Source organism: Salmonella sp. 2018103, from assembly GCF_026247685.1.
GTDB classification, from domain to species: domain Bacteria; phylum Pseudomonadota; class Gammaproteobacteria; order Enterobacterales; family Enterobacteriaceae; genus Salmonella; species Salmonella enterica.
This window is the reverse complement of record NZ_CP111029.1, coordinates 625,006-637,391: the sequence shown is the minus strand read 5'-3', so window position 1 is coordinate 637,391 and position 12,386 is coordinate 625,006. Positions and strand designations below refer to the sequence as shown.

At 52.8% G+C, this 12,386-nt stretch carries 16 protein-coding genes; 14 read left to right on the top strand and 2 right to left on the bottom strand.

Annotated elements, in window-relative coordinates:
- The first annotated feature begins 42 nt into the window (after positions 1 to 42).
- The 12 genes from OLG56_RS03070 to OLG56_RS03015 all read left to right on the top strand — a co-directional run bounded on the left by OLG56_RS03070 (position 43) and on the right by OLG56_RS03015 (position 9,017).
- Complete coding sequence (locus OLG56_RS03070) at positions 43 to 1,041, top strand: Gfo/Idh/MocA family protein (protein ID WP_061377622.1); 999 nt, start codon at positions 43 to 45, stop codon at positions 1,039 to 1,041.
- Between the two features lie 269 nt (positions 1,042 to 1,310).
- Positions 1,311 to 2,279: a TerC family protein gene (locus tag OLG56_RS03065; protein ID WP_001098833.1), complete on the top strand. Its 969-nt coding sequence runs from the start codon at positions 1,311 to 1,313 to the stop codon at positions 2,277 to 2,279.
- 254 nt (positions 2,280 to 2,533) lie between these two features.
- Positions 2,534 to 3,778, top strand: coding sequence for a serine/threonine transporter SstT (gene sstT, locus OLG56_RS03060; protein WP_000235360.1), 1,245 nt, complete (start codon positions 2,534 to 2,536; stop codon positions 3,776 to 3,778).
- Positions 3,779 to 4,227: 449 nt separating this feature from the next.
- A complete protein-coding gene (gene yqjA / locus OLG56_RS03055; RefSeq protein ID WP_000422143.1) occupies positions 4,228 to 4,890 on the top strand; it encodes a DedA family general envelope maintenance protein YqjA in 663 nt (220 codons plus the stop codon).
- A gap of 3 nt (positions 4,891 to 4,893) precedes the next feature.
- A complete protein-coding gene (mzrA, locus tag OLG56_RS03050) occupies positions 4,894 to 5,277 on the top strand; it encodes an EnvZ/OmpR regulon moderator MzrA (protein WP_000917516.1) in 384 nt (127 codons plus the stop codon).
- 144 nt (positions 5,278 to 5,421) lie between these two features.
- Entirely contained in the window at positions 5,422 to 5,790 is a 369-nt protein-coding gene (locus tag OLG56_RS03045; RefSeq protein WP_000877297.1) for a DUF1090 domain-containing protein, read from the top strand.
- A 41-nt stretch (positions 5,791 to 5,831) separates the two neighbouring features.
- On the top strand, positions 5,832 to 6,137 hold the full coding sequence (locus OLG56_RS03040) for an ElaB/YgaM/YqjD family protein (protein WP_000031219.1): 306 nt from the start codon (positions 5,832 to 5,834) through the stop codon (positions 6,135 to 6,137).
- 2 nt (positions 6,138 to 6,139) lie between these two features.
- A complete protein-coding gene (locus tag OLG56_RS03035; protein WP_000785626.1) occupies positions 6,140 to 6,538 on the top strand; it encodes a phage holin family protein in 399 nt (132 codons plus the stop codon).
- Complete coding sequence (locus OLG56_RS03030) at positions 6,535 to 6,834, top strand: YqjK-like family protein (RefSeq protein ID WP_000095496.1); 300 nt, start codon at positions 6,535 to 6,537, stop codon at positions 6,832 to 6,834. Before OLG56_RS03035 ends, OLG56_RS03030 begins: the two co-directional genes overlap by 4 nt.
- Positions 6,835 to 7,081: 247 nt before the next feature.
- The gene (locus tag OLG56_RS03025; protein WP_001592732.1) at positions 7,082 to 7,474 is read left to right on the top strand and encodes a DoxX family protein; all 393 of its coding nucleotides are present in this window, start codon (positions 7,082 to 7,084) and stop codon (positions 7,472 to 7,474) included.
- A gap of 67 nt (positions 7,475 to 7,541) precedes the next feature.
- The gene (locus OLG56_RS03020) at positions 7,542 to 8,528 is read left to right on the top strand and encodes a glutathione S-transferase family protein (protein WP_023217464.1); all 987 of its coding nucleotides are present in this window, start codon (positions 7,542 to 7,544) and stop codon (positions 8,526 to 8,528) included.
- A 123-nt stretch (positions 8,529 to 8,651) separates the two neighbouring features.
- Positions 8,652 to 9,017 carry a DUF805 domain-containing protein gene (locus OLG56_RS03015; protein ID WP_000384139.1) on the top strand — a complete coding sequence of 122 codons (366 nt, stop codon included), beginning with the start codon at positions 8,652 to 8,654 and terminating at the stop codon, positions 9,015 to 9,017.
- 38 nt (positions 9,018 to 9,055) lie between these two features.
- Here OLG56_RS03015 and yhaJ read toward each other — a convergent pair whose 3' ends face one another.
- A complete protein-coding gene (yhaJ, locus tag OLG56_RS03010; RefSeq protein WP_001041026.1) occupies positions 9,056 to 9,952 on the bottom strand; it encodes a DNA-binding transcriptional regulator YhaJ in 897 nt (298 codons plus the stop codon).
- 104 nt (positions 9,953 to 10,056) lie between these two features.
- Between yhaJ and OLG56_RS03005 the strand changes: the two genes are divergently transcribed.
- A complete protein-coding gene (locus tag OLG56_RS03005; protein ID WP_000633548.1) occupies positions 10,057 to 10,758 on the top strand; it encodes a pirin family protein in 702 nt (233 codons plus the stop codon).
- A 23-nt stretch (positions 10,759 to 10,781) separates the two neighbouring features.
- A complete protein-coding gene (locus OLG56_RS03000; protein ID WP_000039326.1) occupies positions 10,782 to 10,946 on the top strand; it encodes a protein YhaL in 165 nt (54 codons plus the stop codon).
- A 112-nt stretch (positions 10,947 to 11,058) separates the two neighbouring features.
- On the opposite strand, the gene OLG56_RS02995 is transcribed toward OLG56_RS03000, so the two are convergent.
- On the bottom strand, positions 11,059 to 12,369 hold the full coding sequence (locus OLG56_RS02995) for an L-cysteine desulfidase family protein (protein ID WP_000463082.1): 1,311 nt from the start codon (positions 12,367 to 12,369) through the stop codon (positions 11,059 to 11,061).
- Positions 12,370 to 12,386: the final 17 nt, after the last annotated feature.

Sequence of the window (12,386 nt, the reverse complement as noted above, 5' to 3'; positions counted from 1 at the left end):
CTACATTGACGAAAAATCCCTTTCTGGAGTCCGCTGACGTTTATGATACGTTTCGCTGTAATTGGGACTAACTGGATCACGCGCCAGTTTGTCGACGCCGCCCATGAAACCGGCAAATTCAGGCTCGCCGCCGTTTACTCCCGTAGTCTTGAACAGGCGCAGTCTTTCGCAAATGATTATCCCGTCGAGCATCTGTTTACCTCGCTGGAAGCGATGGCGCAAAGCGACGCGATTGAGGCGGTTTATATCGCCAGCCCGAACTCCCTGCATTTCTCCCAGACACAGCGCTTTTTGCAGCATAAAAAACATGTCATGTGCGAAAAGCCGCTGGCTTCTAACCTGGCGGAGGTTGATGCCGCTATCGCCTGCGCGCGCGATAACCAGCGGGTACTGTTTGAAGCCTTTAAAACCGCCTGCCTGCCCAATTTCCTGCTGCTGCGGGAATCGTTGCCGAAAATCGGCAGAATGCATAAAGCATTCCTAAATTACTGCCAGTACTCTTCACGTTATCAGCGCTATCTGAACGGTGAAAATCCGAATACGTTTAATCCGGCCTTCTCCAATGGTTCGATTATAGATATCGGGTATTACTGTCTGGCGTCGGCGATCGCGCTATGGGGCGAGCCGCGCAGCGTTCAGGCGTCGGCGAATTTGTTGGAAAGCGGAGTAGATGCGCACGGCGTCGTGGTTATGGATTACGGCGATTTTAGCGTCACGCTACAGCATTCCAAAGTCAGCGACTCGGTACTGGCCAGTGAAATTCAGGGCGAGAGGGGATCGCTGGTCATTGAAAAGCTGTCGGAATGCCAGAAAGTGTGTTTTGCGCCGCGCGGCGCGCTGATGCAGGATCTGACCCAGCCTCAGCATATTAATACCATGCTGTATGAAGCCGGGGCGTTTGCCCAGCTTATTGAAAACCATGCCGTGGAACATCCGGGGTTGTCGCTAAGTCGCGCCACGGCAAAATGGCTGACAGAAATACGCCGTCAAACCGGGGTCATCTTCCCGGCGGACGATCTGACTCATCCCCTTACTGCGTAAAATTATGTAAATTATATGTTACAGGTCATTGACTCTATGCGTGGCCTGTCATACTTTGTTACGCGCAAAGGGGAGTAACTTCATTGCCGGTCGATCGTCATTACGATGTGTGCAAAACCACATCCGGTCACCGGGCAGCCATAAAGGAATGCGTCAGCGTATTCCTTTATTGTTGTAAGTGAGACCTTGCCGAATGGCAAGGTCTATGCATAAAAGCAGCGGCTAATGCCATTCGGCGTTAGCCGTTTTTTTTTGCATAGGGAGAAATAATGAATACTGTTGGTACGCCATTATTATGGGGTGGATTCGCGGTTGTTGTGGTGATAATGCTATCCATCGACCTGTTGTTGCAGGGACGCCGTGGCGCACATGCTATGTCGATGAAACAAGCGGCAGGATGGTCAATCCTGTGGGTAACGCTCTCGCTACTGTTTAACGCCGCTTTCTGGTGGTATCTGGCTGAAACGCAAGGGCGCGAAGTTGCTGACCCGCAGGCATTGGCGTTCCTTACCGGCTATCTGATTGAAAAGTCGCTGGCCGTAGATAACGTCTTTGTCTGGCTGATGCTGTTTAGCTATTTCTCCGTCCCTCCGGCTCTGCAACGCCGGGTGCTGGTGTATGGGGTCCTTGGCGCGATCGTGTTGCGTACTATCATGATTTTCGCCGGTACCTGGCTTATCACTCAGTTCGAATGGCTGCTGTATGTGTTCGGCGCCTTCCTGCTGTTTACCGGCGTAAAAATGGCGCTGGCGAAGGAAGACGAATCCGGCATTGGCGAAAAACCGATGGTGCGTTGGCTGCGCGGGCATCTGCGCATGACCGATACGATCGAGAACGAGCACTTTTTCGTACGTAAAAACGGCCTGCTGTATGCCACGCCGCTGCTGCTGGTGCTGATTATGGTTGAGTTCAGCGATGTAATCTTCGCCGTTGACAGTATTCCGGCGATCTTTGCGGTCACCACCGACCCGTTCATCGTACTGACCTCTAACCTGTTTGCCATCTTAGGACTGCGCGCGATGTACTTCCTGCTGTCCGGCGTGGCGGAACGCTTCTCGATGCTGAAATATGGTCTGGCGGTCATTCTGGTCTTTATCGGCATTAAGATGCTGATCGTCGACTTCTACCATATTCCTATCGCGATTTCGCTGGGCGTAGTGTTTGGCATTCTGACCATTACGCTGGTGATTAACGCCTGGGTTAACCATCAGCGCGATAAGAAACTGCGAGCGCAATAATCTTTTATCGGGGTAAACCTGCCCCGTCAAAAACGCCCGGCAGCGCACACCTGCCGGGCGTTTTTGTTTAACATGTCACAATACTGTTAATATAAAGTTATAAAACATGATCGCAGCAAAAAATCCAGGATATTTCGCTTCCCGAACCTTCAACTTTCCTTATACTCAACCAGGCAAACACTTTGTTACATCCTGAAAGATGCGCCGTAAGAGCGTGCAGGGGATGACCAGCAACACAATACAAGGAACATGAAATGGCTACGCAACGAGCATCAGGGCTACTGCAGCGTTTAGCGCAAGGCAGTCTGGTTAAACAAATTTTAGTGGGTCTGGTACTGGGGATTTTACTGGCATGGATTTCTAAGCCTGCGGCGGAAGCGGTTGGCTTGCTTGGCACCCTGTTCGTCGGCGCCTTAAAAGCGGTCGCCCCCGTTCTGGTGCTGATGCTGGTCATGGCCTCGATCGCCAACCACCAGCACGGTCAAAAAACCAATATTCGCCCTATTCTCTTTCTTTACCTGCTAGGCACCTTTTCAGCCGCGCTGGCGGCCGTTGTGTTCAGCTTCGCCTTCCCTTCAACGCTGCATCTGTCCAGTAGCGCCCAGGATATCGTGCCGCCGTCCGGCATTGTAGAAGTTCTGCGCGGTCTGCTGATGAGTATGGTGTCGAACCCCATCGACGCGCTGCTGAACGCTAACTATATCGGGATTCTGGTATGGGCCGTCGGTCTGGGATTTGCCCTGCGTCATGGCAATGAAACTACCAAAAACCTCGTGAACGATATGTCTAACGCCGTGACCTTTATGGTGAAACTGGTGATCCGTTTCGCGCCAATCGGTATTTTTGGTCTGGTTTCATCAACGCTTGCAACCACCGGCTTCTCCACCCTGTGGGGCTATGCGCACCTGCTGGTCGTCTTGATTGGCTGTATGCTGCTGGTCGCGCTGGTGGTCAACCCGCTGTTGGTATTCTGGAAAATTCGTCGCAACCCTTATCCGCTGGTGTTCGCCTGCCTGCGTGAAAGCGGCGTTTATGCCTTCTTTACCCGCAGCTCTGCCGCCAATATTCCAGTGAATATGGCGCTGTGCGAAAAGCTGAATCTGGACAGGGATACTTACTCCGTTTCCATTCCGCTGGGCGCCACCATCAATATGGCCGGCGCGGCAATTACCATTACGGTTCTGACGTTGGCGGCAGTTCATACGTTAGGCGTCCCGGTGGATCTGCCTACAGCGCTGCTGCTGAGCGTGGTGGCCTCGCTGTGTGCTTGCGGCGCCTCCGGCGTGGCAGGCGGTTCATTGCTGCTAATCCCGCTGGCGTGCAACATGTTTGGCATCCCGAACGATATCGCGATGCAGGTAGTAGCGGTCGGCTTTATTATCGGCGTATTGCAGGATTCGTGTGAAACGGCGCTGAACTCATCTACCGATGTTCTGTTCACTGCGGCAGCCTGCCAGGCAGAGGACGAACGTCTGGCGAATAACGCCTTGCGTAGCTAAGTGATTATCGATGCCGGATGGCGCGTGCCATCCGGCGTGATGATAGATCTGAATCTCCCAATCCATAGGCTGTGACGGAAAGCGAATTGATGTTCACGCGCGACATCCTCGCGTAACGTTATATGTAGATGGCGTCTGCCGCGGCGCTCGGTCAGCGTACAGTATAAAGTGTCAGCCTGTGTAAATCCTCTCGCCACCCTCCTTTGCGATAAGCAAAATCAAAGCTCAACGACGCGTAATTTCTATAACGGACTTCGTTGACCTTTGTTACAATTAGATGCATTTTGAATTTTTGTGTGTTAGTGCTTGCTTACTTCACAACTTAACAAGGAATAGTTCAGGCCGCGAATTTGCCGTTTCCGCAACGCTGATAAAAACTCCAACTCTGTTGCGGCAGTGCAAACCTCAGATCACCGGCGTGACGTTAACCGATTCTCCAGGAATACTGAATGGAACTACTGACTCAATTGCTGAATGCCCTGTGGGCTCAGGACTTTGAAACACTGGCCAATCCTTCCATGATTGGCATGTTATATTTTGTGTTATTTATGATTTTGTTTCTGGAAAATGGGCTGCTCCCTGCCGCCTTTTTGCCTGGCGACAGCCTGTTGATCCTGGTCGGCGTGCTGATCGCCAAAGGCGCGATGGGTTATCCACAAACCATTTTGCTGCTTACCGTCGCGGCCAGCCTGGGTTGCTGGGTGAGCTATATTCAGGGCCGCTGGCTGGGGAATACCCGCACCGTGCAGAATTGGCTCTCTCATCTCCCCGCACATTATCATCAACGCGCCCATCACCTTTTCCATAAACACGGCCTGTCGGCATTATTGATAGGCCGTTTTATCGCGTTTGTCAGAACGCTGCTGCCCACCATTGCCGGCATATCCGGCCTGAATAACGCGCGCTTTCAGTTCTTCAACTGGATGAGCGGCTTGTTGTGGGTGCTTATCCTGACGTCGCTGGGCTATCTGCTGGGCAAAACGCCCGTCTTTATGAAGTATGAAGATCAGTTAATGTCATGCCTGATGCTGCTGCCCGTGGTGCTGCTCTTTTTTGGCCTGGCGGGTTCACTGGTCATGCTGTGGAAAAAGAAGTATGGGAGCCGGGGATAACTTATGCTTAAACCACGCATAACTGCCCGACAACTCATTTGGATCAGCGCTTTTCTACTGATGCTGACCATACTCATGATGACGTGGTCAACGCTGCGTCAGCAAGAGTCGACGCTGGCCATTCGCGCGGTTAACCAGGGCGCCAGTATGCCAGACGGCTTCTCAGTTCTGCATCATCTGGATGCGAACGGCATTCATTTTAAAAGCATTACGCCTAAAAATGACATGTTGCTCATTACCTTCGATTCCCCTGCGCAAAGCGCCGCAGCAAAAACAGTGCTTGATCAAACGTTACCACACGGTTATGTCGTCGCTCAGCAGGACGATGACAACGAAACGGTACAGTGGCTGTCCCGCTTACGGGAAAGCTCACACCGCTTTGGCTAATCTCCAGGAATCCGAATCATATCACTCACTTTGGTGATTTCATTGTTTAATGACTATGATTAATAAAGCGGTGTTTAACCCACCGCGTTATTATCGGGATCACCGCCCCGGACAACGGGTCCGAACATAAGGGAAAGTTCAGGAATGAAATACCGCATCGCTTTGGCTATCACGCTTTTTACACTTAGCGCCGGTAGCTACGCTAATTCGCTTTGTCAGGAAAAAGAGCAGGATATACAAAAGGAAATTAGCTACGCTGAAAAGCACAACAATCAGCGCCGTATTGAGGGTCTGAACAAGGCGCTCAGCGAAGTACGCGCTAATTGTACTGACAGCAAGCTACGCGCCGAGCATCAGAAAAAGATCGCTGAGCAAAAAGAAGAGGTAGCCGAACGCCAACGTGATTTAGCCGAGGCAAAAGCAAAAGGCGATGCGGATAAAATAGACAAACGTGAACGTAAGCTGGCCGAGGCTCAGGATGAGCTAAAAAAACTTGAGGCCAGAGACTACTAAATTAACGCCGAATGTAAATACTCACTCACCTGGAGAAAACTATGTCGAAAGATAACACTACGGAACATCTGCGCGCTGAGTTGAAATCCCTGACCGATACGCTTGAAGAAGTGCTGAGCTCTTCGGGCGAAAAGTCGAAAGAAGAGTTGAGTAAGATTCGTAGCAAAGCCGAGCGCGCGCTGAAAGAGAGCCGTTACCGCCTGGGCGAAACGGGTGATGTGATTGCCAAACAGACTCGCGTCGCCGCCGCCCGCGCCGATGATTATGTGCGCGAAAATCCCTGGACAGGCGTAGGCATTGGCGCCGCTGTCGGTCTGGTGTTGGGCGTACTGCTGACGCGTCGTTAATTATGGCGGACTCTCGACAGGCACAAGGACCAGGCAAAAGCGTACTGGGTATCGGGCAGCGGATTGTCACCATTATCGTTGAGATGGTGGAAACCCGGCTGCGACTGGCGGTAGTAGAACTGGAAGAAGAGAAGGCGAACCTCTTTCAGCTTTTGCTGATGGTAGGTCTTACCATGCTCTTCGCGGCGTTTGGCTTAATGAGCCTGATGGTTCTGGTCATCTGGGCTATCGATCCTCAGTACCGTTTGAACGCGATGATCGCTACCACAGTTGTGCTGTTAGTGCTTGCGCTAATCGGCGGCATCTGGACTTTGCGCAAAGCGCGTCAGTCCACGCTATTGCGCCATACGCGGCACGAACTGGCTAACGATCGGCAAATTCTGGAGGACGATCAGTCGTGAGCAGCAAAGGCGAACGCGAAAAACGTAAAGCGCTGCTTCTCAGTCAGATCCAGCAGCAACGGCTGGATCTGTCCGCCAGTCGTCGCGACTGGCTGGAGACCACCGGCGCGTACGATCGCGGCTGGAATACGGTGTTAAGCCTGCGCTCCTGGGCGCTGGTCGGTAGCAGCGTAATGGCCATCTGGACCATCCGTCATCCTAATATGTTGGTACGCTGGGCGAAACGCGGCCTGGGTATCTGGAGCGCCTGGCGCCTGGTAAAAACTACCCTCCGTCAACAACAGCTCCGCGGTTAATATCTTTTCTTTTATAGCATCGCGCCATCAGGTTATCGCCCTATTACACCTGGTGGCGCGATACTTTTATGCATATCGTCTCTTTATCAATCGCTCAAATTTTTTGAAAAAATTTGGCAATTTTCCTTGCTAACAATTCCTGTACGCCACGTTTATGATTCTCTCCAGCGATAACAATGACGCGCTAAACCGTGTCATTGCTCATGAAAATAGCAGCAGCAGCCGAATCGGCCTCCTGGAGAATAAAATGAAAAAATTAGAAGATGTTGGTGTACTGATAGCGCGTATTTTAATGCCAGTTCTGTTTATTACCGCAGGATGGGGAAAAATTAGCGGCTATGCGGGCACACAACAGTATATGGAAGCGATGGGCGTACCAGGATTCCTGCTGCCGCTCACCATACTGCTTGAGTTCGGCGGCGGTCTGGCGATTCTGCTGGGGTTCCTCACCCGCACCACTGCGCTTTTTACCGCTGGTTTTACGTTGCTGACGGCATTGATCTTCCATAGCAATTTTGCAGAAGGTGTAAACTCGCTGATGTTTATGAAAAACCTGACCATTGCCGGCGGATTCTTATTACTGGCGTTAACCGGGCCTGGCGCGTTCAGCCTTGACCGTCTGCTGAATAAAAAGTGGTAAGCAATCTATACTCAATTAAAAAAGCGAGGGAATAGCGCCTCGCTTTTGTCATCTGAAGGAGAGAGACATGGGACAACTGATCGATGGCGTCTGGCACGACACCTGGTATGACACCAAATCTTCCGGGGGGAAATTTCAGCGTTCAGCGTCGGCTTTCCGCAACTGGCTTACCGCTGACGGCGCGCCCGGACCTTCCGGCGAAGGCGGATTCGCCGCAGAAAAAGATCGTTACCATCTGTACGTTTCCCTTGCCTGCCCCTGGGCGCATCGCACGCTCATTTTCCGTAAACTGAAAGGTCTGGAGCCATTTATTCCGGTTTCCGTCGTGAATCCATTGATGCTGGAAAACGGCTGGACGTTTGATGATACTTTTCCGGCGGCCACCGGCGATACCCTCTATCAGCATGAATTTCTCTACCAGTTGTATCTGCACGCCGATCCACACTACAGCGGCCGCGTCACCGTACCGGTCTTATGGGATAAAAAAAATCATACTATCGTCAGCAACGAGTCCGCCGAAATCATTCGTATGTTTAACTCCGCCTTCGATGGGCTAGGCGCTAAAGCCGGGGATTACTATCCCCCCGCGCTGCAAAGCAAAATTGACGAGTTAAACGGCTGGATTTATGACAACGTTAATAACGGCGTTTATAAAGCAGGCTTCGCCACCAGCCAGCAAGCGTATGATGAAGCGGTAGAAAAGGTATTTACTGCGCTGGCGCGCCTGGAACAGATTCTCGGACAGCACCGCTATCTGACGGGCGACCAGTTGACCGAGGCGGATATCCGCTTATGGACGACCCTGGTACGCTTTGATCCGGTTTACGTGACTCATTTCAAATGCGACAAATACCGAATCAGCGACTACCTGAATCTGTACGGTTTCCTGCGCGATATCTATCAAATACCGGGCATTGCTGAAACCGTTAATATGGACCATATTCGTCACCACTATTTCCGTAGCCATAAAACGATTAACCCCACAGGTATCATTTCTATCGGACCGTGGCAGGATCTGCTCGAACCTCACGGACGCGACGTGCGCTTTGGCTAATTTCAGGCGTCCTCCGGGACGCCTTATTAATTAATACCACAAATATTTACCAGCATTTCATTCGCGGCTATTCTTAGTTTGATTACTTTAAAAACAAGTGATTGAACCATTATTGAGGCGAAAATGGATTGGTATTTAAAGGTTTTAAAAAATTATCTGGGATTTGGCGGCCGCGCGCGACGCAAAGAGTACTGGATGTTTATTCTGGTCAATATCATCTTTACCTTTGTGTTGGGCCTGCTGGACGCCATGCTTGGCTGGCAACGCGCCGGGGGTGAAGGCGTTCTGACCACCATTTACGGCGTTCTGATCTTTTTACCGTGGTGGGCCGTGCAGTTCCGTCGTCTGCATGACACTGACCGCTCCGCATGGTGGCTACTGTTGCTACTTATCCCCATTATCGGCTGGCTTATCATCATCGCGTTCAACTGCCAGAATGGTACGCCAGGCGACAACCGCTTCGGCCCCGATCCGAAACGTTTTTCCTGATGGCGGCGCGGCGCCGCTTTTAAAGCGCCGCGCGCTATTTATTTTCCGGCGAATAGCTTAGGTATTTCCCGCAGGCACCAGGCTTTTGCCTCCCCCATACTGTCGCGCCGCCAGGCCATAATAATATCGATTTCGCTGGTCGATTCCGGGCTGACCACGCGTAGCCGCCCTTCGGCAATATCCTGTTCCACCATCGAATATGGCATAGTCGCGACGCCAAGCCCGGCCAGCAGCGCCTGACGTTTATCTTCAATCGTGCTTACCGTCAGACGTGGCTGCTTATCCAGCAGTTGCACCGTTAATACCGGCCGCTCGCGCGCGGTATCCGCTACCGCTACGCCGCGGTATTTAACCCGCGTCACTTCCGAAAGCGGCTCCGGCTCCTGATGAATAGGATGGTCAGGCGCAGCGACATACACATTCATTAACGTATACAACTTACGGGAGTTAATTTCCGACGACGATCGAAAATGCATATCCGGGGCGATAACGATATCCGCCCGTCCCTGCTCAAGCCGCTCCCATGCGCCAGCCAGTACTTCGGTAATCAATGAAAGCTGCGTATTGGCTTTAGCGGCCAGCCGGTCGATCAGCGGAAAAAAAGCAGGCGTCGGTACCAGAGCTTCAGTGACCAGCGTCAGATGCGTTTCCCAACCGCGGGCCAACGCTTCAGCATCCGTCGTTAACTTGTCTGCCGCTTCCAGCAATACCCGCCCGCGTTCCAGCAGCATACGTCCGACGTTGGTGAATTTTGTACGATGGCCGGAGCGATCGAACAGTACAACGTCCAACTCTTCTTCCAGCTTCTGCATGGTGTAACTCAGCGCGGAGGGCACCCGCCCCAACTCATCAGCCGCTGCGGCAAAACTGCCCCGGCGGTCAATGGCGTCCATCACACGCAATGCTTCAAGCGTCAGCGCTCTCTCTTTAGCCATAACGTTCTCATTCAGGAAATTTGAACATACCGGGCAGAATATCTGGCTAACAATGCAGCGTCCAGCCCCTTAACATAAAAGGAAGTAAAGAGAGGTTAATAACGATGATTACGACCCGAACCGCCAAACAATGTGGACAGGCAGACTACGGATGGCTACAGGCCCGCTATACCTTCTCCTTTGGACACTACTTCGACCCTACACTGCTGGGCTACGCGTCGTTGCGCGTACTGAACCAGGAAGTGCTGGCGCCGGGCGCCTCTTTTCAGCCTCGAACTTATCCAAAGGTGGATATTTTAAACCTGATTCTGGACGGCGAAGCGGAATACCGCGACAGCGACGGCAACCATGTACAGGCTAAAGCGGGCGAAGCGTTACTGCTCGCCGCGCAGCCGGGCATTAGCTACAGCGAACATAATCTCAGCAAAGTTAAGCCGTTAACCCGAATGCAACTGTGGCTTGACGCCTGTCCTGAACGGGAAAACGCGCTGGTACAAAAAATCCCACTCCTGGCGGCGCAACAACAGCTTCTTGCCTCGCCCGACGGTGAGCAAAACAGCTTACAACTGCGCCAACAGGTCTGGGTACATCATATTACGCTGGAGAAAGGCGAATCGCTTAATTTCCAGCTTCACGGGCCGCGCGCCTATTTGCAGTCGATTCACGGTACGTTCCACGCGCTGACGCACAACGAAGAACGCGAGGCGTTAACCTGCGGAGATGGCGCATTTATTCGTGATGAACCTAACATTACGCTGGTTGCCGATACGCCGCTGCGCGCATTACTGGTAGATTTACCGGTGTAGCCAGCCAGAAAAGGAGTCGCAAGATGAGCAAAAAATCGGCGAAAAAACGTCAGCCCGTGGTAAAACCTGCCGTACAGGAGGCGATGAGCGCCACTGTGCCGCTGGGCTATGAAGAGATGCTAACCGAACTGGAAGCCATCGTGGCGGACGCCGAAGCCCGGCTGGCAGAAGAAGAGGCCGCAGCCTGAAATCATGCCGGATGGCGGCGCAAGCGCCCGATCCGGCTTAGAACAGGTAGACCCGATAAGCGCAGCGCCATCGGGCAACACGCTGCCCCGACGTCATGCCGGGGCGTTATTATTAATGCGCTTTACTGGCCATAATCTCGATGATCTGCTTGTCTGTCTGCTGCATTGAGCGACACGCCAGCGAACACAAATTCGAAATAGATTGTTCGACATTGTGCGCCACAATCCCTTCGTTTCCGGTCACCGCCGTATCATCCAACGCCATCAGTACGGCTTTCCACGCCGCCGACGCGCTGGTAGAGACTTTCATCGCACAGCTATTCGACGCGCCATCGCAAATCATCCCGCTGACATCGCCGATCATACTGCTGATAGCCATTGCGATAGTGTCATAACGACCATCTATCAGCCACGCCATACCCGCCGCCGCGCCCATCGCCGCCGTAGTTGCCGCGCACAGCGCCGACAAACGCGGAAGCTGATGGTGAATATAGATAGCGCTCAAATGCGATAACATTAGCGCGCGCGCCAGGCGCTCGTCATCGGCACCGACATGTTCAGCAACCACCATGACTGGCACCGTGGCGGTAATCCCCTGGTTGCCGGAGCCGGAGTTGCTCATCGCGGGCAACGTGGCGCCGCCCATTCTGGCGTCTGACGCCGCGCTGGTACGGATCAAAATCGCCGTGGAGAGATCTTTCGCCAGCAGACCGCGATCGCACTGTTTGGCCAGCGTCGAACCGATATGCAGCCCCCAGGAACCACGCAGTCCCTCCTGCGACAACGCGCCGTTTAGCCTGGCCGCATCGAGAATAAAGCGGATAGCGTCAAAGGGCACCGCATTCACAAACGCCAGGATCTCTTCCAGCGAGGTATGAGACAGCACTCCCAGCGGCGAGGTTTTTTCTTCTTCCTGCGCATTATCGGCCTGGGTAAATACCACGCCCTTGTCGGTTTCTATCCGCACAATGTTTGTATGATCGCCGACGATCGTGACACATGCCCAGCTATTGCCGCTATACACTTTCGCCCGTGAAAACAGGATATCGTTACATGGCTCCTGCAACATCACTGCGACATGTCCGGCGGCCAGCATCGCTTTTGCATTGGCAACGGCTTTAGCGGAAGCGTCTTTTAACACCTCCAACCCGGCTTTCGCATCACCGCCCAACGCGCCAAGCGCCGCGGCGATCGGTAGCCCTACCATTCCCGTTCCTGGAACGGTAACGCCCATACCATTTTTCATCAGATTAGGCGAAACCCACGCGTCAATGCGTTCAACTGTGCCGTCAAGTTCAGCCGCCGCCGCCGCTGCCGCCAGCGCCAGTGAAATTGGCTCAGTACACCCCAGCGCCGGTTTTACTTCTTCCTGTACGGCCAGGATAAAACTTTGCCACAATGGATTTATTTTAGATTCAAACATAACAACAACCTTAATCT